Annotated in this window: 19 protein-coding genes; all 19 read left to right on the top strand. The window is 56.8% G+C overall.

What is annotated here, in order from left to right; translation table 11 throughout:
- Positions 1-55: 55 nt before the first annotated feature.
- Positions 56-1015, top strand: a complete 960-nt coding sequence (locus EB812_RS09485; protein ID WP_130958176.1) for an amidoligase family protein — start codon at positions 56-58, stop codon at positions 1013-1015.
- An 11-nt stretch (positions 1016-1026) separates the two neighbouring features.
- Complete coding sequence (locus tag EB812_RS09480; RefSeq protein ID WP_130958175.1) at positions 1027-1548, top strand: DUF5049 domain-containing protein; 522 nt, start codon at positions 1027-1029, stop codon at positions 1546-1548.
- Positions 1533-2330 (top strand): glucosamine 6-phosphate synthetase, encoded by a 798-nt coding sequence (locus EB812_RS09475; protein WP_130958174.1) that lies wholly within the window; start codon positions 1533-1535, stop codon positions 2328-2330. The genes EB812_RS09480 and EB812_RS09475 overlap by 16 nt, the downstream gene beginning before the upstream one ends.
- Positions 2327-2851, top strand: a complete 525-nt coding sequence (locus EB812_RS09470) for a gamma-glutamylcyclotransferase family protein (RefSeq protein WP_130958173.1) — start codon at positions 2327-2329, stop codon at positions 2849-2851. The genes EB812_RS09475 and EB812_RS09470 overlap by 4 nt, the downstream gene beginning before the upstream one ends.
- Positions 2852-3009: 158 nt before the next feature.
- A complete protein-coding gene (locus EB812_RS09465) occupies positions 3010-3219 on the top strand; it encodes a helix-turn-helix domain-containing protein (protein WP_063142412.1) in 210 nt (69 codons plus the stop codon).
- On the top strand, positions 3216-4733 hold the full coding sequence (locus tag EB812_RS09460) for a type I restriction-modification system subunit M (RefSeq protein WP_130958172.1): 1518 nt from the start codon (positions 3216-3218) through the stop codon (positions 4731-4733). Before EB812_RS09465 ends, EB812_RS09460 begins: the two co-directional genes overlap by 4 nt.
- Complete coding sequence (locus EB812_RS09455) at positions 4730-4957, top strand: hypothetical protein (RefSeq protein ID WP_130958171.1); 228 nt, start codon at positions 4730-4732, stop codon at positions 4955-4957. The genes EB812_RS09460 and EB812_RS09455 overlap by 4 nt, the downstream gene beginning before the upstream one ends.
- On the top strand, positions 4954-6477 hold the full coding sequence (locus tag EB812_RS09450; protein WP_130958170.1) for a type I restriction-modification system subunit M: 1524 nt from the start codon (positions 4954-4956) through the stop codon (positions 6475-6477). The genes EB812_RS09455 and EB812_RS09450 overlap by 4 nt, the downstream gene beginning before the upstream one ends.
- Positions 6474-7658 carry a restriction endonuclease subunit S gene (locus tag EB812_RS09445; protein ID WP_130958169.1) on the top strand — a complete coding sequence of 395 codons (1185 nt, stop codon included), beginning with the start codon at positions 6474-6476 and terminating at the stop codon, positions 7656-7658. The genes EB812_RS09450 and EB812_RS09445 overlap by 4 nt, the downstream gene beginning before the upstream one ends.
- Positions 7651-10605, top strand: coding sequence for a type I restriction endonuclease subunit R (locus EB812_RS09440; protein ID WP_130958168.1), 2955 nt, complete (start codon positions 7651-7653; stop codon positions 10603-10605). Before EB812_RS09445 ends, EB812_RS09440 begins: the two co-directional genes overlap by 8 nt.
- A 22-nt stretch (positions 10606-10627) precedes the next feature.
- A complete protein-coding gene (locus tag EB812_RS09435) occupies positions 10628-12790 on the top strand; it encodes a DNA methyltransferase (protein ID WP_130958167.1) in 2163 nt (720 codons plus the stop codon).
- Positions 12790-15441: a hypothetical protein gene (locus EB812_RS09430; protein WP_130958166.1), complete on the top strand. Its 2652-nt coding sequence runs from the start codon at positions 12790-12792 to the stop codon at positions 15439-15441. The genes EB812_RS09435 and EB812_RS09430 overlap by 1 nt, the downstream gene beginning before the upstream one ends.
- Positions 15442-15445: 4 nt before the next feature.
- The gene (locus EB812_RS09425) at positions 15446-17050 is read left to right on the top strand and encodes an AAA domain-containing protein (RefSeq protein ID WP_130958165.1); all 1605 of its coding nucleotides are present in this window, start codon (positions 15446-15448) and stop codon (positions 17048-17050) included.
- A gap of 49 nt (positions 17051-17099) precedes the next feature.
- Positions 17100-18329 (top strand): DUF6361 family protein, encoded by a 1230-nt coding sequence (locus EB812_RS09420; protein ID WP_130958164.1) that lies wholly within the window; start codon positions 17100-17102, stop codon positions 18327-18329.
- Complete coding sequence (locus tag EB812_RS09415) at positions 18323-20137, top strand: phospholipase D family protein (protein WP_130958163.1); 1815 nt, start codon at positions 18323-18325, stop codon at positions 20135-20137. The genes EB812_RS09420 and EB812_RS09415 overlap by 7 nt, the downstream gene beginning before the upstream one ends.
- On the top strand, positions 20130-23369 hold the full coding sequence (locus tag EB812_RS09410) for a DEAD/DEAH box helicase (RefSeq protein WP_130958162.1): 3240 nt from the start codon (positions 20130-20132) through the stop codon (positions 23367-23369). Before EB812_RS09415 ends, EB812_RS09410 begins: the two co-directional genes overlap by 8 nt.
- 13 nt (positions 23370-23382) lie before the next feature.
- A complete protein-coding gene (locus EB812_RS09405; RefSeq protein ID WP_130958161.1) occupies positions 23383-24249 on the top strand; it encodes an HNH endonuclease in 867 nt (288 codons plus the stop codon).
- A gap of 3 nt (positions 24250-24252) precedes the next feature.
- Positions 24253-24687 carry a hypothetical protein gene (locus EB812_RS09400; protein WP_130958160.1) on the top strand — a complete coding sequence of 145 codons (435 nt, stop codon included), beginning with the start codon at positions 24253-24255 and terminating at the stop codon, positions 24685-24687.
- A 19-nt stretch (positions 24688-24706) separates the two neighbouring features.
- A complete protein-coding gene (locus EB812_RS09395) occupies positions 24707-25708 on the top strand; it encodes a CPCC family cysteine-rich protein (protein ID WP_130958159.1) in 1002 nt (333 codons plus the stop codon).
- Positions 25709-26280: the final 572 nt, after the last annotated feature.

The following is a 26280-nucleotide window of genomic DNA, read 5'->3' as shown; positions in this document are numbered from 1 at the left end:
TTGAAAAGCCTTGCCAGACAACGACTTAGAAGCGCCATGAACGACGGAGGCACGCATGAACCTGAAAGAGATCCACTACGGGATCGAGATCGAGACCGTAAAACGCACCCGGGAACAGATCGCCTGGGCCATCCACTCGGTGGTGGGCGGCACGGTCCGCCATGTCGGCATCCCCAGCAGCTATGACCCCTGGGAGGTCGAGGGCCTGCGCGGCCGCGTCTGGAAGGTGGTGGGGGACGCCTCCCTGACCAGCGTCCCGGCCCATCTGCGGGCCGAGGTGGTCAGCCCGGTGCTCGGCTACGACGACATCCCGCAACTGCAGGAGGTGGTTCGGGCCATCCGCCGCGCCGGAGGCAAGATCAACAGCCAGTGCGGCATCCACATCCATATCGACGCCGCGCCCTTCGACGGCAGGCACCTGGGTAACCTGGCCAAGATCGTCTACAAGCAGGAGCCGCTGATCCTCCACGCCCTCGGCATCAGCCGCGACCGGCTCAACCGCTACACCCGGCCGGTCAGCGACGAGCTGATCCAACGCATCGAACAGCATCGCCCGCGCACCAAGGACCAGCTCAACCGCATCTGGTACGGCTACCACAACCGCCAGCCCCAGCACTACGACAACAGCCGCTACCACGGGGTCAACCTGCACAACGTCTGGTACCGGGGCACGGTGGAGTTCCGCTGGTTCGAGGCGACCCTCCACGCGGGGCGGATCAAGGCCTACCTGCAGTTCTGCCTCGCCGTCGCCGCCAAGGCGCTCAACGGCCGGGCAGCCTCCAGCCGCAAGCGGGACTTCGACCCCCAGAGCGCTAAGTACGACTTCCGGGTCTTCCTGCTCCACCTCGGCCTGATCGGCGACGAATTCAAGACCGCCCGCAAGCATCTGATGGCCAACATGCCCGGCGACGCCGCCTTTAAGAACGGACGCCCCAAACCGCAGGACGTCCTTCCGGACGAAACAACCACCACTCTCACCAACGAGGCCGGGCAAGTTCCCGGCCTCACTGTTTAAGGAGGTGCCCCATGAAGATTCTGATCCGCTCCACCACGCTGGATGGCGACCCGATCCCCGGCAGCGGGGAAATCATCCAGGCCGCCGACTGCCTCGAAGTTGTCGAGATGATGCGCGGTCAGACGCCGTTCACCGCCAGCCGAGCACCCCGGGACTACATGACCGAGGTGCTCTCCGGCATCGAAGGCGGGCCGACCCAGCCGTTGCCGGAGGACGCCGCCGCTGCGGCCGCCGAGTTTCTCACCCGCCTGGCCCGGCACGGCCTGATCGAGTTTCTGCCCGACGACAAGGCCAGCGATCCCTGGCCGGAACGCTTCCTCGAAGCCCTGGAGACGGTGCGGCTCTCCGGACTCACCAACATGCTCGACCACCCGGAGGTGACCCGCCTGACCGCTGAGATGGGTTATCCGGAGGTGGCCGAGTGGCTGGCGGATCACAGGCGTGAATACGCGGCCTTCGTCCTCGAAGGAACGAGACCGCTCGGCAAGAACTTCGGCGGCAAGGAGGACCCGGCTCCATGTGCGGACAAGTAGGCATCATCTTCGGCCGCAAGCGCAGACGGCCCGACGAGCGGGATTACCTGCGCGAGGTCTTCATCCGCATGCTGCTGCACAGCGAGGAGCGCGGCCCGCACGCCTCCGGTCTGGCCTGGCTCAAGACCAACGGCAGCCACCGCATCTTCAAGCGGCCGATGCGGGCGCACGAGCTGGTCTACGAGAAGCCGTTTCAGGAGCTGCTCGGGCAGGTCGACAACGAGACCACCATCCTCATGGGCCACACCCGCTGGCGCACCCGGGGCAACGAGTTCAACAACCGCAACAACCATCCCATCCGGGCCGGGATCGTCATCGGCACCCACAACGGCACCATCTACAACGCCGATTATCTGTTCCGCCGACTCGGGCTGCCGCGCTACGCCGAGGTAGATAGCGAGTTGATCTTCCGCCTGGCCGACCGCTTCGCGCCCGAAGGCCCCATCGACCAGGACGGCCTGAAGAAGGCGCTCGCCCTCTGTCGCGGCCAGATGAGCGCCGTGCTGGCCTCGCGTCTCGACCCCGGCACCATCACCGTGCTCAAGGGCAACAAGCCGCTCTGCCTGCGCATCCACCGCCAGCACCGGGTGGTGCTCTACGCCTCGGAGCCCGCCTTTATCGACTTTGCCGTGGACAACGAGAAGGGCTGGCGCGAGCTGGAGGTGCCGCCCATGACCATGCTCACCATCCGTCACGAGGATGTGCGGGCCATCGAAAACAGCGAATTCCGCTTCATACCCCAGGAGCGCAAAGGGACACTGCCCGAAGGAGTGAATGCATGAACATTGGAGACACCGCGAACCTGAACACAAACCCGGAAGACACTCCCGAGACCATCCTCCGTCTCTTCGTCTACGGCACCCTGAAAAGGGGCTACTGGAACCATCAGCGCTTCTGCGCCCAGGCCCGCAGTATCGAACCGGCCGTGGTCTGGGGCAGGCTCTACCACCTCAACGCCGGGTTCCCGGCGCTCGAGGTACCGGAGGGGCTGATCCTGGCCCGGGGTACCGCCGACCCAATGGCCGATGCCCGCAGACAACAGGAGATCGACACGCCGCGCTTCGGCCGCCCGACCGGCGACTGGGATCTGATCTATGGGGAACTGGTGACCTTCACCGACCCGCTGCGCGATCTTCCGCCCATCGACCGGCTGGAAGGCTTCCGGCCCTGCGGCCACAGCATGTACCAGCGGGTGATGGTGGCGGTGATGTGCGGTCGCACCTCGATTCCAGCCTGGACCTATTGGATGCCATGCCCGCCTTACGCGGAAAGAGTCGCCAGCGGCGAGTGGTTACGCCCATGAGCCTTCTTTTGCGGCCTTATCCGGACGAAAACGTTTGACAATCGGCCCCTGCCTAAAGTATGTTAGAGGATATTTTAAGTTGGGGGAGTTGCGCCCAGCATCCCCATTACCGCCTCTGGCGTGGCAAGAAAACCAATTGCCCATGAGGACATAGAGAAATGGCCGAGATGGAAGACCGCTGGTTATCAGTAGACGAGATAGGCAAGTACCTCGGTGTCAGCAGTGACACCGTTTACCGCTGGATCGACAAGCATGCGATGCCCGCCCATCGCATGGGCCGTCTTTGGAAGTTCAAAAAAGACGAGGTTGACGAGTGGGTGAAGGCTGGCGGCGCGGCGGACAAGAGCAGACAGGATCAAGCTGAATGAGCAGGAAGAACGGAAATAACAATTCAGTCGATCTGGATATCGGGACCCTCTCCGGGCATCTCTGGGAGGCGGCCAATATCCTGCGTGGTCCTGTTGACGCGGCCGATTTCAAGACCTACATCTTCCCGCTGCTGTTCTTCAAACGGCTCTCCGACGTCTATGACGAGGAGTATGTCGTGGCACTGGAAGAGTCAGACGGCGACGTGGAATTTGCCCAGTTCCCCGAGAACCACCGGTTCCAGGTTCCGGAGGGCTGCCACTGGAAAGATGTCCGGGCCAAGAGCGCCAACATCGGACATGCGCTCCAGAAGGCCATGCGCTGCATCGAGCAGGCCAACCCGGACACCCTGCACGGCATCTTCGGCGATGCCCAGTGGACCAACAAGGACCGCCTTTCGGACGCGCTGCTCAAGGACCTGATCGAACACTTCTCGTCGCTCAACCTGGGCAATGAGCACTGCAAGGCGGACATTCTCGGCCAGGCCTATGAATACCTGATCAAGAAATTTGCCGACCTGACCAACAAGAAGGCCGGTGAATTCTATACCCCACGCTCCGTGGTCGCGCTGATGGTTCGCATCCTTGCGCCCAAGGCCGGGGAAACCATCTATGACCCGGCCTGCGGGACCGGCGGCATGCTCCTCGAAGCGCTGCACCATGTCAAAGAGCATGGCGGCGACGAGAACCTCATGCTGGGCAAGCTCTACGGCCAGGAAAAGAACCTGACCACATCCTCCATCGCCCGGATGAACCTCTTTCTCCACGGCGCGGAAGATTTCCATATCGAACGCGGCGACACACTGCGATTGCCCGCCTTTTATTCAGGCGACAGCCTCGCCACCTTTGACTGTGTTATCGCCAATCCTCCCTTCTCCCTGGAAAAGTGGGGGGACGACGTCTGGATCAACGACCCCTACGGACGCAACTTTGCCGGACTGCCGCCAGCAACCTCTGCTGACTTCGCCTGGGTTCAGCACATGATCAAGTCCATGGCCCGCAAGACCGGCCGCATGGCTGTGGTGCTTCCCCATGGCGTGCTGTTCCGCATGTCCAAGGAGGGCGAGATCCGGCGCAAGCTGCTGGAGATGGACATGCTCGAAGCGGTGATCGGCCTCGGTCAGAACATTTTCTACGGCACCGGTCTCGCGCCCTGTGTTCTGGTCTTCCGCGACAGCAAGCCCAAGGCCCACCGCCAGAAGGTGCTGTTCATAGACGCCTCCAAGGAGTTCAAGACCGGTCGCGCCCAGAACGAGCTACTGCCGGAACACGTGGACAACATCCATCGCTGGTACGAGGGCTATCAGGATGTGGAAGGGATCTGCCGGGTGGCCACGCTCGACGAGATCCGCGAGAACGATTTCAACCTGAACATCCCCCGCTACGTGGAGCCGGTGATCGAGGAAGAATCCACGACCATCGATCAGGCCATCACCAACCTTAAGGAATCGCTGCAGGCAGCGTATGCGGCCGAGGATCGCCTGAAGGGGCTGCTGCTCCGGGAGGGTCTGCTGTGAAAGTCTACCAGTACAAATCACCCACCGGCCTCTTCCTCATCAAACCGCAAGCAAACGGTCGCTGGGGGCTGTGGTTCAAGGATGACCTGCTCGGCTCCTATCACTCGGCCATGGCGGCCGCCGATGACGTCTACATGCAGGCGACCGGCGATTACGACTGGGACTCCCTGGATGACGTCGATATTCCAACGGACATTTCTGAATGGGAAGTGGTAGCGCGATGAAGAAAAGCAAACACATTTCCCAATCGGAGCTGGAATCCTACCTCTGGGGCGCGGCCACCTTGCTGCGCGGCTACATCGACGCCGGGGACTACAAGCAGTTCATCTTCCCGCTGCTGTTTTACAAGCGCCTGTGCGACGTCTATGACGAGGAGCTGGCCGATGCGTTGGAGGAATCCGGCGGCGATCAGGAATACGCCGCGCTTCCCGAGCAGCACCGCTTCCAGATCCCGGAAGATGCTCACTGGAAGGCCACCCGTACCAAGGTCAAGAACGTCGGTAAGGCCATTCAGGATGCCCTGCGGGCGATTGAGACGGCCAATCCCGACACCCTGTACGGAGTCTTCGGCGACGCCCAGTGGACCAACAAGGACCGCCTGCCGGACCACATGCTGCGCGAGCTCATCGAGCATTTCAGCTCGCAGACGCTTTCTCTCTCCAACTGCCCGGAGGATGAGCTGGGCGTGGGCTACGAGTTTCTGATCAAGAAGTTCGCCGACGATTCCGGCCACACCGCTGCGGAGTTCTATACCAACCGCACCGTGGTCCACCTGATGACCGAGATGCTCGAACCCAAGCCGGGCGAGTCGATCTATGACCCCACCTGCGGTTCTGCGGGCATGCTGCTTTCCGCTGTCACCCATCTGAAGCGGCAGAACAAGGAGTGGCGGAACCTGCGGCTGTTCGGCCAGGAGCGCAACCTGCTCACCTCCGCCATCGGCCGGATGAACCTGTTCCTGCACGGCATCGAGGACTTCCGTATCGTCCGGGGCGATACCCTGGCCAACCCAGCCTTTGTCGAAGGCGACCGGCTCATGCAGTTCGATGTGGTCCTGGCCAATCCGCCGTACTCCATCAAGCAGTGGGATCGCGATGCATGGTCCGCCGATCCATGGGGCCGAAACATCTACGGCACGCCACCCCAGGGCCGCGCCGACTATGCCTTCTGGCAGCACATCATCAAGAGCATGAAGGCCAAGAGCGGCCGCTGCGCCATCCTGTTTCCGCATGGCGTCCTCTTCCGCAACGAAGAGTCGGCCATGCGCGAGAAGCTGGTCGCCCACGACGTGGTGGAGTGTGTGCTGGGCCTCGGTCCCAACCTCTTTTACAACTCGCCCATGGAAGCCTGCGTCGTCATTTGTCGGATGAACAAACCCAAGGAGCGCAGGAACAAGGTGCTCTTCATCAACGCGCTGAAAGAGGTGACCCGCGAGCGGGCACAGAGCTTCCTCACCGAAGATCATATCCAGCGCATTGTCGCCTCCTACCAGGCTTTCGGTGACGAGGACGGCTTTGCCCGGGTGGTCAGCAATGACGAGATCCGGGAGAAAGCCAGCAACCTCAGCATCCCACTCTACGTGCGGGCGGACAACGGAAACGGTAATGGCAACGGAGCGGCCGATGCGGTCAGCCTCAAGCAGGCCATTGCGAACTGGCAGCAAAGTTCGATGGCATTGCGGGAGTCGATGGATGGCCTCTTCGAGGTGCTTGAGGACGCACGGGTGATGGGAGGTGGCAAATGAGTGCGCAATCCCTGAAGCCCGGCTGGAAGATGGTCAAGTTTGGCGACATCGCCCAGAACGTTGCTGTGCGGGTGGACCCTGCCGATGCCAAGACTGATGTCTATGTCGGGCTGGAGCATCTCGATCCCAGCACGCTTCATCTGCGCCAGTGGGGGCAGCCTTCAGATGTCACCGGACAGAAGCTGGCCTTCAAGAAGGGCGATGTGATTTTCGGCCGCCGCCGTGCGTATCAGCGCAAACTCGCCGTGGCGGAGTTCGATGGCATCTGCTCGGCCCATGCCATGGTCGTCCGTGCAAAGCCCAAGATGATTCTGCCGGAGTTTTTGCCGTTCTTCCTGCAATCCGACATGTTCATGGAGCGAGCCATCGAAATATCGGTGGGCTCGCTTTCGCCGACGATCAACTGGAAAACGCTGAAAGTGCAGGAATTTCCGCTGCCGCCGCTTGATGAACAGAAGCGCATTGCCGAGATCTTGTGGGCGGCGGATGAGACTATGGAATTTTTTGCGAAGGCATACTTGCATTGTGAAACTATGCAAGGAGCATTGATTGATGACTTGATCATAAAAAACAACAGTCATCAAAATTTTATAGCTCTAGGTAAGTTAATCCATGGAAAGCCACAATATGGCGCAAATGCGCCAGCAAGTGAATTCCAGAATGACGGCCTTCGATATATTCGAATAACGGACATAAACTCAAATGGCCTTTTAAATCAGGAAGAAAAGGTTGGGGTTCGCCTTGGTAATGATGATGAAGAAAAATACCTACTGATGCATGGTGACGTTTTGTTTGCTCGAACCGGAAACACAGTTGGTAAGGTTTATCTGCATTCAGAACAAAATGAGAAGTGTGTTTATGCAGGTTACCTCGTAAGGTTTAAGCCTAACACCAAAAAACTTCTACCAGACTACTTGTTTCTATTCACGCGTTCTAGTTATTACAAAAAATGGCTAGACAACACTGTAAGGGTTGGTGCCCAGCCAAATATTAATGGGCAAGAATACTCTACATTGCCAATTTTTCTTCCGCCCATAGAGACGCAGATTCAACTTGTTGAGAAATCAAAAACAATCGGATCTGTAAAAGGGGAGGTTTTAAGGCATATTGCAAGCGTACGGAGGCTTTCCAAAGCTCTAATGGAAGGCTATGAACATCGGGAGGGAGCCGCCCATGTTTAACGAAGAAAACACGGTCGAACAGATGGTTCTCGACACGCTCTGCGGCAGCGTGACTTCGAACATGGTTGCCGAAGAGCTTGCCAGTTATGGCGGCGAGCTCAAAGGCTGGCGCTTCGTTGCCGCTGAAGAGCTGCCGCGCCAGCACTCCGACGTGCTGGTGGAGTCGATGGTGCGCGACGCCCTCATCCGCCTGAACCCGGAAATCAAGGCCCAGCCCGACCGGGCCGACGAGGTGCTCTACCGCCTGCGGACCATTCCGCTGTCGGTGCAGAGCGAAGGCCTGGTGCGGGCCAACGAACTGTTTGCCGAATGGCTGCGGGGCGAGAAGTCCATGCCTTTCGGCGAGCGCGGCGAGCATACGCCGGTGCGCCTGATCGACTTTGAGAATCTCAGCAACAACGATTACGTGGTCACCAACCAGTGGGTCTATCCAGTCAAGGAAGGTGGCCGCCGCTTCGACATCATTATGCTGGTCAACGGTATCCCGGTGGTGGTCGGCGAGGCCAAGACGCCAGTGCGCCCGGCGGTGACCTGGGTGGACGGGGCCAGCGACATCCACAACGGCTACGAACAGAGCGTACCGCAGATGTTCGTGCCCAACGTCCTCTCCTTTGCCACCGAAGGTAAGTGCTACCGCTACGGCTCGGTGCGCATGCCCATTGATATCTGGGGGCCGTGGCACGAGGGAAACAACAAGGCCGAGGGGACGCTGGCGGACGTGCAGCGCTCCATCCGCTCCATGCTGCGCCCCCATGTGGTGCTGGACATCCTGCAGAATTTCACCCTCTTCGCCACCGACAAGAAGCACCGGCGTATCAAGATCATCTGCCGCTATCAGCAGTACGAAGGCGCTAACCTGATGGTGGCCCGCGTGGTCAAGGGCTACCCCAAGAAGGGCCTGATCTGGCATTTCCAGGGCTCAGGCAAGTCGCTTCTGATGGTATTCGCGGCGCAGAAGCTGCGGATGCATCGCAAGCTCGGCAACCCCACGGTGATGATCGTGGTGGACCGCATCGACCTGGACACCCAGATCACCGCCACCTTCAACGCCGCAGATATTCCGAACATGATCGGCGCAGCCACCCGGCAAGAACTGCAAAGCCTGCTGGCGGCAGATACGCGCAAGATCATCATCACCACCATTCACAAGTTCGGCGAGGCGGACGGCCGCCTGAACGAGCGTTCGAACATCATCGTGATGGTGGACGAGGCGCACCGTACCCAGGAAGGCGACTTGGGGCGCAAGATGCGCGACGCGCTGCCTAACGCCTTTCTCTTTGGTCTGACCGGTACGCCGATCAACAAGCGGGACCGCAACACCTTCTGGGCCTTCGGCGCGGACGAGGATGAGCAGGGCTATATGAGCCGCTACTCGTTCCAGGACTCGATCCGGGACAAGGCCACGCTGCCGCTGCATTTCGAGGCGGTGGACGTGAAGCTGAAAATCAACAAGGACGCCATTGACGAAGCCTACTCCCAGATGACCGATGAGCTGAGCGAGCTGGATCGTGACGACCTGGCCAAGCGGGCCGCCAAAATGGCGGTGCTGATCAAGGCCCCGGCACGGGTGAACGCCATCTGCCAGCACATCGTCAAGCACTTCCAGGAGAAGGTGGAGCCGAACGGCTTCAAAGCCCAGGTGGTGACCTTCGACCGTGAATGCTGCGTGCTCTACAAGAAGGCCATGGACGAGTTGGTCGGTCCGGAGGCCAGCGCCATCGTCATGCACACCCAGGGTGGAAAGTCCGACGATTACGCGGAATGGAAACTGGCCAAGGACGAGGAGGAAAAGCTCCTCGACCGATTCCGCGATCCGAACGACCCGCTCAAGTTCCTGATCGTCACTTCCAAGCTGCTGACCGGTTTCGATGCGCCGATTCTGCAGGTGATGTACCTCGACAAGCCGATGAAGGATCACAACCTGCTGCAGGCCATCTGCCGCACCAACCGTGTCTACCCCGGCAAGACCCATGGCTTGATCGTGGATTACCTCGGCATCTTCGATGACGTGGCCACGGCCCTCGATTTCGATGAAAAGGCGGTGCAGAAGGTCATCACCAACCTGGATGACCTCAAGAAAGAGCTGCCCGGCGTGGTGGCGAGATGCCTGGCGTTCTTCCCTGGCGTGGACCGTACCGTCGGCGGCTACGAGGGGCTGATCGTGGCGCAGGATTGCCTGCCGGATAACGAGACCCGGGACAAGTTCGCGGCGGAATACTCGGTGCTCTCCCGTCTGTGGGAGGCGCTGTCTCCCGATCCCTGTCTCGGTCCCTATGAAAAGGACTACAAGTGGCTGACCCAGGTCTATGAGTCGGTGAAGCCGCCGAGCGGCAATGGCAAGCTGCTCTGGCACGCCCTGGGGGCCAAGACCATCGAACTGGTGCATGAGAACGTGCATCTGGAGACGGTACGCGACGATCTGGACACCCTGGTGATGGACGCCGAGGTACTCGAAGGGCTGCTCGATGCCAAGGACCCGGACAAGAAATCCAAGGAAATCGAGATCAAGCTCATCGCCCGCCTGCGCAAGCACAAGGACAATCCGAAGTTTGTCGCCCTGGGCGAGCGCCTCGAAAAGCTCAAAGAGCGGCACGAACAGGGTTTGCTCCACAGCCTCGATTTCCTCAAGGAGCTGCTGACCCTGGCCAAGGAGGTCGTCCAGGCCGAGAAGCAGGTGGACCCGGTCGATGAACAGGCCAAGGCCAAAGCGGCCCTGACCGAACTGTTCGCCGAGGTGAAGAACGGCAAGACGCCGATGGTGATCGAGCGGATCGTGACCGACATCGACGAGATTGTGCGCTTAGTCCGGTTCCCCGGCTGGCAAAACACCAAAGCTGGAGAGCGCGAGGTCCAGAAGGCCCTGCGCAAGGTGATTTACGTGAAGTACCAGGTCAAGGACCAGGATCTGTTCGACAAGGCGTTCGGATATATCCGGCAGTACTACTGAGAAGGGATGGTAATGGGGCTCTATGGCTAAAACAGGTCAGGCAAAGCAGATCGTTGAAAACCGCAGAGGTGACACCTTTGGCGGTTGGCCTGCCCGTACCCTGCTGGAGGCGGGCGACATTCCCATTGCCCAAATCGCCGAACTTGCCCTGCGTGAAGGACAGAGCTCGAATCCTTTGTATCGGGTCCACCGCTGGTTTGCTCGCCGGGTGGGCTCTCAGTTCCGTTCGATCCTCACCGCGTTGACCCTTCCTCCTGACAAGGCCGACACCTTTTGGGATACCTATCTCGGCAAAACCTCCGTGCATGGCGCTGTCGTTCTCGATCCCTTCATCGGCGGCGGGACAAGTTTGGTGGAGTCCATGCGCTGCAACGCCCGGGTGATTGGTTTTGATATCGACCCGGTCGCGACCTTTATTACCCGATTTGAGTTGGCCGCCTCCCGGATGGAGGATCACTACCCGGAAATCGAGCAGATTTGCAATGAGGTCGCCCAACTCATTACGCCGTTGCATCGGACCATGGTTGATGGTGTCGAACGGGATGTTCTTCATCATTTCTGGGTCCAGGTGAAGCAGTGCTCGAATTGCCAGAGCGATGTAGAGCTCCATCCCCATTTTCAACTGGCCTACTCCAAAGAGAAAGGTCTGCAGTGGGTATTCTGCAAGGACTGTCATGCAGTCCACGAATTGCCGATTGAACGCAAGGTGCTGCACTGCTCTTGCGGCAAGCGCACGACTATCAGCGCGGGCACGCACGGCAACGGGATCATGACCTGCCCGACCTGCAAGAACACACAGAAGATCGCAGCGGATGACCTTGACGGTGCCGAAAGCCCCACTTGGAAGCTCTTTGCCCAGGAGTATCTGGTCGGAACCGGCAAGAACTGCACAAGGCATTTCAAGCGCGTCGAAGAGGCGGACCAGGAATTGTACGACCGAGCCACCCGGAAGCTGCGGATGATCGGGAATGGCTTGCTTGTGCCGACGAGAAGCATTCCCCGCGAGGGGCGTTCGGATGGACGACCTCTGATCCACGGGATTCGGCATTACGCAGACTTTTTCAACGACCGGCAGAAGCTCCACCTGCACCTTCTCGGTTCGGCCATCGGCCGAGTGGAAAGCGATGAGGCGCGGCGCTGCCTTGAGCTGGCCTTCAGTGAACATCTCACCACGAACTGCATGTACACGGCCTATGCGTTTGGCTATCGCCGAACGAGCCCAATGTTCTCCATCCACTCATACCGGCACATCACTCGTCCGGTCGAACTGAACCCTTGGCAGGATGGCGTCGGACGGGGGACGTTCATCAACACGGTCCGGAAAATATCGAAGGCGATTGCCTTTTCCAAAGCGCCCCAGGAGCTGCATCCGGAAGGCACCAGAGTTGCTTATGAAGATGATTTCGAGCGCGAACAAGCCTGCCTTGGCTCTGTCGATGATGTATTGAGCGGCAGCGCCACGGCGGCGATTGAAACCCAGTCTTCCGAGGAACTCCATTTACTACCGGACGGCTCAGTGGATCTCGTGCTGACCGATCCGCCGTATTTCGACAATCTGAGCTACTCGGAACTCTCGGACTTCTACTTGGCCTGGCATCAGGCTTTGGGAATCGCACCGCCCCCGTATGACGACAACGTCACTTCGGCTCCGATACTGCAGAACCTGGCCATCACGCGACGGTCCGATGAAGCCATCAAGGGATACCAGGAGCGGCTTCAGCAGATTTTCATGGAATGCAACCGAGTGCTCAAGCCGAACGGGATCTGCGTGTTCACCTACCACCATAAACTTGCATCGGCATGGGATGCTCTCGGCACGGCTCTGCTTCATTCGGGACTCTCGGTAACCAAGGTTCTGCCCATGCGTGGCGAAGGCCAAGGAGGCCTTCACACTTACGATGGCACCATCAAGTGGGACGCGGTGCTGGTCTGCCGCAAGAAGAAAGGCGTCATCAAGAGGGGCGTTCCGGTCATCAGCGAAACCGCCTTCAAAGACGCTGTCGTGGAGGCGGAATCTCACTTTGATGCCTTGTCCGCCCATAAACGGATCGGCTTCAAAATTCCTGATTTCACTAATTTGGCTCGGGCGTTGGTCGTCAGTAGAGGTTTTTTAGGCGAGGCGGATACCAGCACACGACCGATGTCGGATGCATTGAAGAACATACCAACCCCGGGAGAGTTGTGATGGCGAAACTCGATAAAGGAACGCTTGCCCTAACATTCAAATTCGATTGTGACCGGTTTCTCCGGTTTCGTCTGGCCAGTGATGCTGAAAGGGACTCACTTGGGGTCTCGGCCGAAACCTACAAACGCCCTGGTATTGAACTTATCAAAGCGGCCGGACGGCGTTGGGAAGCCGACAAATACCAGGATCTGATCGACACCTCAGATGATGGGAAAGTTGTGTTCCTTCTCGAGGACAAGGTCGATGATCTTCTGGGACGGAAGCCCTTCAAGAAAATTCAGAACCTTTTTGACATCCTCCGGCAACAGGAACCACCCCAGGCAATTATCGAGGCGGAGTTCACGGTTCCCACAAACATTACTCCCGGCCTTCAAAAGGCATACGACGATTTCGGTCTCGACCAGGTACGAGTGCGCCCGGACATCCTTTGGATACGTCCAGGTGGTACTGGTGCGCCGCTGATCGGCAATGGGACTGTGCCTGAATACGAAATCCATATCATTGATGTGAAAATGGCTGCGGAGCCATCCCTGCGGCACTTCACGGAAGTGACCTACTACGCTCTGGCATTGGCCACAACCATCCAGCAAGAAGGGCTTGGCGGCAGATATGCCGTTTCGGCGGAAGGCACCATCTGGCCAGGAAGCCATGACATCAATGCGTTCAGGAACCTGGTCCAGCTTTATCAGGCCAAGGGAGCCGCAGATCCTGTTTCCGAGGCCCTCAGCGAAACGTTGATTCGGGTTCCGTATGAAGTCTATGAAGTCCACGTGAAGCAGTTTTTCGAGGATCGCCTTCTCCGGGTTCTACAGACCGGTATGGAGGATGCCAGTTGGCATGTCGGTCCCAAGTGCCAGCTTTGCGACTACGTTCGCTACTGCCGAGACAAGGCATCCGAATGCGATCACCTTTCCCGGCTGGCCTGGCTCAATCAAGGGCAGGCGGAACTTCTCCGTTCAAATGGCATTACCACTACGGCGGGACTGACTGAAGCCGTGACTACCGCCGATGATCGGTGGCAATCCGTTATCGATTCCAGCCACCAGTTGCGGGCGGATGGGCCAGCGCTGGCAACTCGCGCCCGTTCCTTGACCGAGGGGGCACCCTTGCCGGTCGATGGACGGCGCAGCGCCATGATCCCCGCGTGGACTGACCAAAGCATCTTTATCACGATTCATTTCGACCCGGGCTCTGGTATCTCCTTTGCCCTGGGCGCGGCGCGGCTCTATTTCCCGCACGGCCGCAAACCCGGCGATCCTCCGGTGACGGACGAAAAGATTTTCATCGTCGACCGTGTCGATGCGATGAACCCGGAAACGGAGCGCGAGAGGCTGAAGGAATTTGCGACCGTGGTCTCTGAGTGGTTAGAGGAGGTGTCGACCGTCAACACAGGTCTACCGGCTCGTGACCGTCTCTCTTCCCACATCTTCTTCTGGGACATGCTGGAGGTGCGTCAGCTCAAGCGCATGTTCGAGCGTCATATGCAGAACCCTGACGTGATCGAACTGATCGAGGTACTTACCCGATTCTTCCCGCCGGACAGTCTGTTGCCCGATCCGGATGCTTTCAAGTCCCAGCCGGGGACCATCGTCAAGGAAGTTCTTCGAATGCTGGTTGGGCTGCCGGTTGCCCACGATTACTCCCTGTTTGATGCAGCGAACAGTTTCTTCCCAAATGTTCGAGAGGATGGCACCCCGTATAAATTCGATCTGCCTTTTGGGTTCGCTACCCCAATGAGCGATCAGATCCCCTTCGAACGTGCCTATGAGCTGTGGCAGGACAAAATTTTCGTCCGCCATTTCAATAAACTTCATCCTACTGACCCGTCAAAGTGGAGGCGCTACACCCGGGACGAACTCTACGATGGCATTAAGCGGGCCACGAAGGTTCACCTGCAAGCTTTGCAGCACATCGTCCGGCGACTGCGTGAAAACTACAAAGACCGGTTAGTGCTGAAAAAGAGCGGCTTCTCTGCCGCACGATCCTCCCAGGCAAGCGTTCCGGAGGCGGCAAGAAGCCTGATCGCTTTTGAGAAGCTCAATGTCGCGTGCCAGGAAATGGAGAACCGGAACACTCGCTCACTGCCCGTCGATGAACGGGAGGCGAGGTTTTTCTCGATACGCGGGTTGACCTTGAAGCCTCAAGCAGAGGCTGATCCGATCATCGATGAGATCAAGTTCGCGAATCCACAGTACCAACACGAAACGCTCTATGTTTTCGATTTTTCTCCGACCAGCAGGGATTCCCGAATCAAGGAAGGCGAATTTACCGTCGCCCTATCCAACGAGAATGAATACGTGGATCTCGACGAACCGTGGCGTCGGCGACTTGGATTGGGCTTCCAGGATGCAGAAGAACTGCTGGGCGAACACGGCCTGACCGAGCGGTGGATGACGAACAAGTCGATAGGGGCATTGCTTCAGGTAGAGGTCATTCGGTTAGAGGCCATGCAGGACAATCCCTATGTGGTTCTTAAACCGGGTCACCAGGGGCTCTTTCAGTTTGCGGTCGCCCAAGGACTCGTGGCGCTCGACTCACCGCTTGTCCTCGATCCGATGTACCGGGACTTCTCGAGCGACAGGATAGAAAAAGCATTGAGGTCTGTCGGCGGCAAGGCAGCACCGATCAAACGTGCCAGGAAGCGGAGGTAAGGCAATGGCTAAGAGACCGACAAAAATGACCGAACCAGCCCATAGCCTGATGTATACCCCCGGCTCGCTGGCAGCAGGAAAAGCATTCGCCGACACCAACCAGTTGTACGCGAAGGTAACACCATATCTGAAGGATGCCTTTAACGAAAAGCAGGAATCCCTTTTTCACGATGCATTCGGAAACAGGATTTCTTTGCTTTGGGGGCCGCCGGGTACAGGAAAGACCACGGTCTTGGCCGGGACTATTCTTGGGTGGATTGAACATTACGCCGAGGCGGGAACTCCGCTGCGTGTCGGTATCGGGTCCAGCAACTACAACGCTATCGATAACGTCCTCAACGAAGTCCTGGAACTGATCAACAGACGGACGACCTCGGTCGGAGCTTTAGCTTGTCCGGTTCGTGTCACAAGGGTGAGGAGCGACTCCTCCGCACCCCCCTTGAGTGATCAGATCGAAGATATGCCGAGGACCTCTGCAAGGGCTCAGGGTTTTGTGAATGCCCTGAAAGGCGACGATCCCGGGATCATCATCGTGGGGGGTACCTGGCAACAACTTGGACGGCTGGCCGAGAAAGACCACCAGGATAGCGAGCCGACAGCCGAATGGTTTGATCTGCTGGTGATCGATGAGGCGTCACAGGTTCAGGTTGCTGCGGCTGCGGCCTACTTTCTGCTTTTGAAGTCTGATGGGCATGTTGTCCTTGCAGGTGACGACCGGCAGCTTGGGCCGATCTACGGCTTCCAGATGAAGGATAGCGTTCAAGGGCTGTTTGACTGCATTTTCTCTTACATGAAGGAGACCCACGGCATCACCCCGGTGCAGCTTAAACACAACTACCGGACCAACGTGGAAATTTCCGCATGGCCCTGTAAGCGTTTTTATAAGAACGAATACGAAGCGTTCTTCCCCGAGAGAAAGCTGGATCTCGCCATCAATATTGATGGAAGACCCGCCGACTGGCCTGAGCAGTTGCCATGGTCCGACGAGTTTCTCCGCATTCTTGACCCGGCTTGCCCTGTGGTGGTGATCAGCTATTCCGTCAACACCTATACGTTATCGAACCCTTTTGAGGCGCAGATCGTTTCCGCTTTGACCCTTTTGTACAAGAAGCTGGTCGACGCCCAACAGTCCGGAGTAAGCGCCCAGGAGTTTTGGACGCAGAAAATCGGCATTGTGACTCCCCACCGAGCCCAGATGGCATCCATCAGAAATCTGCTCGTGGACGCAGCCGGTATGACGATGGACCCGCCTCCATTTGTGGACACCGTAGACCGGTTCCAGGGTCAGGAGCGCGACCTGATCCTTTCCAGTTATGTGGTGGCCGACCGGGATTTTGTTGCGTCTGAAGATGCGTTCATCCTAAGCCCACGACGATTCAATGTGACGCTGACCCGGGCGAGAAGCAAGTTTGTGATGCTTATCAGCGACGCGCTTCTCCAGTATCTGCCATCCGATCCGGACGTGGCTCGTGACGCCGCTCACCTGCAGCTCTTTGCCGAGCAATATTGCAGTTCGGTATGCGACACCATCGACTTGCCGTTCTTTGAACGCGGTGCTCTGTCGACCATGAGATGCAAATTGAGGGGGCGATACGAGAATGGAGTTTGATGCAATCAACGCCGATCCATTTGTGGCTGTAGGGGGGGAGTACTGAAAGATGCCTTCCGTCCTTGCATGGATTGACCATGACTCGAAAGCAAGGGAACGCACGCTTCGCATCCTTTCCCTTTTCCAGGAAAAGGAAAGTCGTGACGAGCTTGGGCTCGGCTCCGTGCGGGACAGCTTTGCCGATCAGTTGTTTCCAGGAACAAGCACGATCCAGACACGCCTTCGCTACATGCTTTTCGTGCCATGGATTTACCATTCGCTAGAAGAGAAGCGACTACCTGCAGAGAGTTTTTCGATCCAGGCTGACAAGCTGGAAAGAGACCTGGTTCAGCCATTGATGGATTCCGATGATCAGGCTGGCGTCTTTGGTAAGACCGCAGGAAAGAGGCTCAAACGGTTGCCCAGCTCCGTCTACTGGGCCGGTCTCGGTGTCTGGGGAATACGCATTACGCCATTCTCGCAGGACGAATATCACAGGCGCATCGACGAAACATACCGTCGCCGGAATACCCTGAAGGCTCTTGAGAAAGACGCAAAGGTACGGGGAGACGACATCGACGTTGAGCAGCGGATGGCCACTCTCAGTTGGCATCCTCGATTGCCAGCACCTCCGGAAGACTTTCCGGGGGCGGTGAACTTCGCTTTATCCAGGGAAGAATCCGAATTTATTCGGGATCGCATCCAGGTCGCTTGCCCCAACAGTCTCCTCTCGTTCTTGGCACTGCACTGCGAACCCGCCGACACCCAAGCTCCGTGGGAACATCCGGACTACGGCAGCTTTTCCGAACAGCATAAAGAACTCCTGACCCATGCACGGCTGTTCTCGGAGGTGATGCATGGAGCGGCGCTCTCGTACAACGTTCAGCTCGCCAGGCTTCGAAACCATGAAGATCTTGTCGCCGAGCATCAGGCAAGTTTCGATGAATGGACCGCAAATCTTCCCCTGGAGGAAATTCGCTCCTGGTCGGTGAGCCGCCTCTGGGAGTTGACCATGGATCATGGCCACACCATCACCCCGCAAACGAGATTTTTCGTTCAGCAGTGGATCGACCATACCCGGAGGTCCCCCAATGACCTCCTTTCTAACGCAGATGCGCTCACCCTGATCAAAAGAAGGGAAATGAAACTCAAGGGCACGCGTTCCCGATTCAGGAATCAAAGGGCGCTCGAGCAGTGGGGCGGGTACTCCGGAGTCGGAAGACTCGTCTATCGCTGGCCGAATGTGAAGGTGCTTTTGAACGACCTGTACCAGGGGATGAGCCGGGAGGAGCAATGCTGAATCCAAACTCCCGGAGCCTTTATACCTCTGCATTGACTCCACCGCCGGGGATGATTTTCAACGAGGCTGTTGCGACTACCTTTTCGATGGACCCAGCCCTGCTGCTTGAGGCTCCTGTCTATCTGGCGTTAATGGCGGCGGATGGTCAGACCGATCCTGACCCGTTGTCTGTGCTTGAAGCCATCCGCAGGTACTCGAAACGCATCACCGTTTATGTGCAACGAGGACGGATTCAGGTGCCCCAGATTGCCAAGCCCAACCCCTTGTTTGGGTTTCTGGAGGAAATGGTTGTCGAGGTAACGGCCCCTGGCGGAGGCGTCTTCCATCCGAAAGTCTGGGCAATCCGTTTTGTCAGCCCCGATCAAAGCAGCTCGATGTATCGTCTGGTGGTCCTGACGAGGAATATGACCACCGATCAGTCCTGGGACCTGTCACTTCAGCTCGAAGGGACGATTGCAGGCCGGAAGTCCAAATCAAATAAACCGCTGGCTCATTTCTTCAAGACGCTTCCTGATCTGGCCACCGGAAAAACAGAGCCTGGCAGGAGCGAACAAGCTCTCAGATTCGCGGACGAGTTGCATCGAGTCCAGTGGGAACTCCCCGACGGCTTTGACGAGCTGACCTTCTATCTTCCGGGAACGAAAGCGTATGACTGGGAGCCTCCCATGGCGAATCGGATGGCCGTCATTTCGCCGTTCTGTTCTGATGAGGCCCTGCGAGCATTGACGAGAAAAACCAAGGCCGCTGATGCTCTCATCTCACGTCCGGAGTCATTATCAGCCCTGAAGAAGGAGACTCTCGAGCTCTTCACGCAATGTCTTCATCTGGACGACGCGGCGGAAACCGAGGATGGCGAGGAAGACGACGCCATCGAACAGCCGCTTGCGACCGGCCTCCATGCAAAGGTCTATCTGTTTGAGACCAGGTACTATTCAGACTATACCCATGTGATCATGGGGTCTGCGAATGCAACCAACGCGGCGCTGAATGCTTCGAAGAACGTCGAGATTCTGGTCGGGCTAGTTGGCCGGAAGAGCAAAGTTGGTGGCATCGACGAGCTTCTTGGCGCTGACGGATTAGGTGAATATCTTGTCGACTTTGACACGAGCAAGGAAGCAGAGATTGATGCTCTCCGGCAGGCGGCTGAGGAATCCGTCGAGGGGGCTCGCTCCCGGATAGCTGAAACAGCTCTGTCCATCGAATGCAGTCCGGGATCGAAGGACGGTCTGTGGGCATTGGTGTTGACGGGAGAAATCCCAGCCCTTGAGGGGATCGTCAGTGCTATTGCATGGCCGATAACCGTTACTCGGGACTTCGCGGTGGACATTCTTAACGGAGATGCTCACGGCGGGATCGGCCTCGGAGAGTTCTCCGCCTCTTCTGTAACGGGTCTCATCGCGTTTGAGCTTAAGACCAACCATCCGGATGTTTCGGCCCGGTTCGTTCTGAATATTCCCGTTACCGGCGTTCCAGAAGAACGCAACTCTGCCATCCTGCAAACCGTGATCAGCAATCAGGAGGGATTCCTGCGTTATCTCCTGCTGTTGCTGGGGGATGACAGGGTATCCGGACTTGATCCAGGTAGTGGCTCCGGGTTTGCCAAATGGTTGGCCCGATTGGCCGACGGTGAGGATATCCCGCTACTGGAAGAGCTGACCCGCACGTACAGCCGACACCCGGAGAGACTATCGGAAATCTCGGGGCTGGTTCGCGATCTGTCCCAGGGAAGCCAGAATGCGATTATCCCCGAGGACTTTTTAAACCTCTGGGCGGTTTTTGAATCTTCCATCGGGGGGCGTGATGCATAGCAACCGCTTTTTATCTGCTCCCGCCTTGGCCGGTCTGAAAGATTTCCAGAGGAAGACCGTTGAGTACGTCTTCAAGCGGCTCTATGGCAATGAGCCAACTTCCCGTTTTCTGATCGCCGATGAAGTTGGACTTGGAAAAACGCTAGTCGCCCGGGGAATCATTGCCAAGACCTTGGAGCGCCTTCAAGACGAGGTGGATCGGGTCGATGTGATCTACATCTGCTCCAATGCCGCCATCGCGACCCAGAATGTCAATCGGCTCAATGTCAGCGACACGGATGGTTTTTCAATCGCTACGCGACTGACCTACCTGCCCAGGCAAGTACGCTCGCTGCGAAAGAACAAGGTAAATTTCATCAGCCTGACGCCCGGTACCGCCTTCGACCATGCCCGCAGTCGAGGGGGGCATGCCGATGAACGGGCTATCCTCTACCGGATGCTGTACGACTTGCCCCTGGCGCAAAATGAACGGCGCAGACGGCTGCGCGTAGGCCTCCTCAACATTCTTCAGGCGACAGCAGGGAAGGATAACTGGCGAGCCAAGGCCAAAAACCTACCAGCGGAGGATCTGGATGCAGACCTTTCCAAGGCCTTCCGCCGGGCAGTTCTAGAGGATGCCGAACTTTATGCGGCCTTGAAGGAAGGCTGTGAACGCTTTGCTCGTTACCGGGACTACAGCAGAATCCCCTGGGAAGACTCTGAGCTTCGCTACGACCTGATCGGAAAACTCAGAAGCAAGCTGGCGTCAGTATGCCTTTCCGCGCTTGAGCCCGATTTGGTCATCCTTGATGAATTTCAACGATTCAAGCACCTGCTGGATGGCGATGACGAAGCCTCCATGCTGGCGACCGCCCTCTTTGAACATCCCGACGTTCGCGTTCTCCTGCTGTCCGCAACGCCCTACAAAATGTTCACCCTCGACCAGGAGAATGACGAGGACGACCACTATCCAGATTTCATCAGGACACTGAACTTCCTCTTCAATGATTCCGGCAAGGTTGATGCGGTCAAAAATCTCTTGTCAGAGCATCGAACAATGCTCCACGCCTGCGCAAAGGGTTCCGTATGTCATCCGGGGAAAAAGGCCGAACTTGAACGAGCGCTCCTTAACGTCATGTGCCGAACGGAGCGGGTCGCGACGACTCGTGATCACAACTCAATGCTGACCGAGATCGAGCGGACGGCTCCCCTAAAGCCAGCGGATCTTCAGCACGCCGCGACCGTTGACGCAGTGGCAATCTGCGTTAAGGCCGGGGAACCAATTGAATACTGGAAGTCTGCGCCTTACTTGATCAACTTTTTGAAACATTACGAGTTGCGGCATAAGTTGGATGCCCAGTTGAATGCCCCTTCAGATGCTCTTCGCGGAACTCTTTCGTCGGCAAATGGACAGTTGCTGACGAAAAACAAATTTGAAGGCTATCAGGCTCTCGATCCTGCCAACCCAAGGATGCGCGTGCTCTTCGAAGACACTATTGATAAGGGCATGTGGCAGCTTTTATGGATGCCGCCGTCCATGCCGTATATCAAGCCTGGTGACGCATACCGGGACAAGGATGGTTTGACCAAAGCCCTTGTGTTTTCCTCTTGGAGCGCCGTTCCGGACGCGGTTGCGTCAATTTGCTCCTACGAAGCCGAACGAATGATGATCGCCGGAACCTCGGTTTCCCACAGCGAACTCTATGACAAGATCAAGCCATTGCTGCGGTTTGCGGTAGCCTCAAACGATAACCGCCTTACTGGTATGCCGGTTATTGCCTGGTTGCTGCCGTCCCCAACCCTTGCCACCAAGATTGATCCGCTCGAGATTGCACTTCGCCATGGAAGCGGGCCAGTGGACGCCCAGGAACTGAGGAACGAGGTTAAGGCTACCTGCCGTAGTTTGGTCGAAACCCTGCCTCGTGCCGGGGAAGGGACACGAGCTGACGAGCGATGGTATTGGGCGGCTCCCATTTTACTCGATTCTCATAACGAGTTGCTGGACTGGTGTAAGAGCCATTCGGGATGGAGATCCGCTACACCGGACCATGAATCTGGCACTCGCTTCAAAGATCACATCGACCTGCTGGTCAGCATGGCGGAGGGTAACATTCCTCTCGGCCCTCAGCCGGATGATCTAGTCGATGTGCTTTGCGATCTGGCTCTTGCCGGTCCTGGCGTGTGTGCCTTGCGAGCTCTTCGCCGTATCAGTGCCGAACTTGACGTGTCCGACCCGAACCTCCTGTCAGCCGCAGCCAGGATCGCATCCGGCTTCCGATCTCTTTTCAATATGCCGGAAACGATTGCCATGCTGCGAGGCTCCGGCGAGGACACTTATTGGCGGTTAACGCTTCAGTACGGTATTGACGGCAATCTCCAATCGGTGCTCGACGAATACGTGCATGTCCTTCGAGAGTCTTTGGGTCTCCAAGAGCACTCACCGGAAGAACAGGTGGCTGGCATAGCCGAGTGTATCCAATCGGTGTTGTCACTGCGGACCGCGCAGATTCGAATCGATGAAATAAAGATGTCGGGCGACGGCTTTGCTCTTGATGATTTCAACACCCGCTGTCGTTTCGCGCTCCGGTTCGGGGATATTCGAGACGACAACAACCAGGCTCTCGTTCGTGCCGACTCGGTGCGGGATGCCTTCAACTCACCGTTTCGTCCCTTCGTTCTGGCATCGACCTCAATTGGTCAGGAAGGGTTGGACTTCCACACTTGGTGCCATGCGGTAGTCCACTGGAACCTGCCTTCCAATCCCGTTGATCTTGAACAGCGCGAAGGCCGGGTTCATCGCTACAAAGGCCATGCGGTCAGAAAGAATATCGCGGAACGATATGGTCTGACTGCTCTCTCCGAGGCGTTTGAGGAAGGTGATCCGTGGCAGACCCTTTTCCATATCGCGGCCCAGCGAAAGTCCAATGGGCACTCCGATCTCATCCCATATTGGATCTTCGAGGATGGTTCCGCCCGGGTGGAGCGCCGCATCCCTCTACTCCCGTACAGCAAGGAGGTTGGGAAGCTCAAACGACTGAAGCAAGGCTTGGCCCTTTATCGGATGGTTTTTGGTCAACCCCGCCAGGAGGACCTGCTGTTCAGCCTTAGCCAGAACGGTAACCATGAGTCAGCGGATTTAGCTGACTGGCTGATTTCGCTTCAACCCCCGGAAACTGTTTTGAAGGATGAATCGGCCGAGGAAAACACCCTGATCCTGCCTCCGGCAAAGTCCGCTCAGGGCATTAGCAATTGATACGAGGGAGCGCATGAGTTTTTCAAAGGAAATCGTCGAAGATGCATTAGTCGCCTGCGGGCGATCATGCTGCATTTGCCACAAATTCTGTGGGGTCCGAATTGAGACTCACCACCTCAAACCAAAGCACCTTGGCGGTGACGACAGCTTTGAAAATTGCATTCCGCTCTGCTTTGATTGCCATGCAGAAGTCGAACACTACAACAATAACCATCCTCGAGGACGCAAATTTTCGGAGGGAGAACTCAGGAAACATCGGGACAACTGGTACAGCAAGGTCTGCGAGCTGAATACGCCGCTTCCACGTCCTGAGAATTCCGTCCACGTTATTCAGGCGGTGAATGGCAAAGGAAATATGGTAGCCGGTCGAGACCTGAATATTGTTACCGAGAGGGTGGTCAAAAAGACTGTCGTACAGACTGATCCGGGCGGTAAGCACATTAGCAATACCACAGCGAGAAAAATCCTGGAATTGGTCAATGAATATATCGATATTTACACGGCGGCCGAGAAAGATTCCCAGCGTGCTGCAAAACGGATCTGGAGCTCGCTAAAAAAGGAATTCGATGTTACCACCTACAAGGAAATATCATCTGACGATTCCGATAGAGCCATCCAGTGGTTGCACGCTCAAATTGCCATGGCTCGTCCGAAGATCAGACGCAAGGCTCCGGAGCGGTGGAAGCAAAGTTTCTATAAGCCGATCTATGCCCGAGCTAACGAACTTGGGATGTCAAAAGAAGATCTCTATGCGATTGCGCAAACACGACTTGAATTGAAGAAACCGGTCGGTTCACTAAAAGACCTGACCCAGAAAAACCTTGAAAAATTACACCATATTATGATTGGCGAGGTTAACAAATCGAAGCGCGGGGATTGATCAGTGGAAACGGCAGATACGCCTTTTGGGCCGAATAAATTGGGTCGGAAACACATCAAGAGTTTTGCCAGCGGCATCGCTCACATGTTTTCCTGTTCGGCCCAGCATTATGCTTGGCTGGCGTATCAGCACCGGTTGCCAACGGTGACAATTGACCTCCTGGATCTGCGAATAGAGCCCTCGGAATTCGACATTGAAAGGAACCGGATTCTTGCCGGGATGTGTCAGAGAACGCTCTTCAGAAACTTCGAGCAATTGGCACCACCTGGAGCTGTAGTCTCGGCCGTTCTTTCTGCCCACTTCGGGATTGATGACTATTCGGAGGACGGCCGTTCTGCCTCGATTGGCAGGTCAGTTTTCACCGCAATCCTGACCGATGACAGAGGCAAGGAGTGGCGCGTTGACCATGCCGAGAAGCGGATGCTGATAGATGATTGAGGACACGTAAAGGGCGGGTATGCAAGCTATCGCAGAATTTCAGGAGAGGAGGCGTGGTTTTGACAGGCTGTGCAATCAGCTTTGGAATCCTAACGGGGAACCGTATGAGGTCTTCAATCGCTGTGCCTGTCCCGCGTGTGGGTACCCAACCATAGAAGAGCGTTCTCGATATGATATGTGTCTCTTGTGTAAATGGGAGGATGACGGCCAGGACGATGATAGTGCCGATGAGGTTTGGGGTGGGCCAAACGGGGATTATTCGTTGACAGACGCGAGGCTGAATTTCTCCCGCTTTGGCAGTATGTACCCTCCGGATGATATTTGCGGATCTGAGTGGGCGAACAAAGACGTTGAGGAAAAGAACAAACTCAGAAAATTGTACGATTCTCTGCTAATTATCTCGGACAGCAAGAAACTCGCGGAACAGATATTGGCAGTGAAAAGGCTTGAAGGGTCACCGACGACACTGGAGGAATATCTGTCACGGAAACCTCTGCGCTATGATCAGCGAAAGGGAGTGTTCCTCGACAATTGGTGGTTAGCTCATCCCGTTTGGGAGGGGACCCTTTACGGATATGGAAGGGTTACTCGAGAATTAGCGGTCGGATATTCTCTTCAACGTATCAGCCGAATGGAAGATCTCTGCGAACGTCTCAGAGGTAAATCTCCCGGTTTTGATCGTCGTCCCTGTCTGGCTTGCGGGCTTCCAACTGCTCCAACCGGTGATCAACGATGCCTGTTATGTGGATGGCCGGAGAATCCATTAGACTCGGATGCATCTGGCAGCGAAGAGCCGTCGCACCTGGATTACTCTCTGACTGAGGCGCAGGTAAATTTTGAAAAGTATCTGACAATGTATGCTCCAGAGGATGAGCCGAATTTCAGCCGAAGTCAGACAAATCTGTTAAAGAAATGCCTTCTAATCAGAGCGTATTTGGATCTCTCTGCAGGCAGCTTCCAGCTTGAAAACCAGATACATGCAATTCTGGATCTTGAGAAACAAGTCCTGGCAGAGAGGTAAGGATAGGTCACTGCCTTCAAGGTCAGGCCGATTCGATTCCCGTTTTGGGAACTGAACCGGCGTCCGAAAACCGGATTCGAAGTTGTTGCTGAGAAGCGCCAGGTATCCGGTTTTACTGCAAACCCGTAACCCTCGTCCGGTGCAGGGAAATCAGGGGAGAAAATCGTTTCTCTGGTCGGGTTGTCGGGAAGTGGTTGTGTGAGATGACTTCGGTGTTTATTATCAAGGAGTTACGAGGAGCGCGGGCTTTGAGACTGTTTTGCGGTAGGTCGTCGTTCCCTCCACCAACAGCTCAGTCCAACGATGGACAGAAAAGGCCAAAACACCTTGCAAATAAAGGGTTTTGGCCTTTCTCTTTGTCCGACAGAATCCGGCCCAAAGTGCCTTTGTACTCAATTGCCTTGATAAGAATTTGAGTAGAAATGGTAATCCTCCCAAAAAGAAGTAGCGTTTATGGGTAGAATTTCCGATACTGACCCGAACGGAGATTTTACATGAAAGCGTCCAGATTTTCTGACAGCCAGATTTTGGGAATTTTGAAGCAGGCCGAGAATGGGATCCCCGTGACCGAG

Source organism: Desulfovibrio legallii (assembly GCF_004309735.1).
GTDB classification, from domain to species: domain Bacteria; phylum Desulfobacterota; class Desulfovibrionia; order Desulfovibrionales; family Desulfovibrionaceae; genus Desulfovibrio; species Desulfovibrio legallii.
Note: the sequence above shows the minus strand (reverse complement) of the source record. Positions and strands in the feature narration are given on the sequence as shown.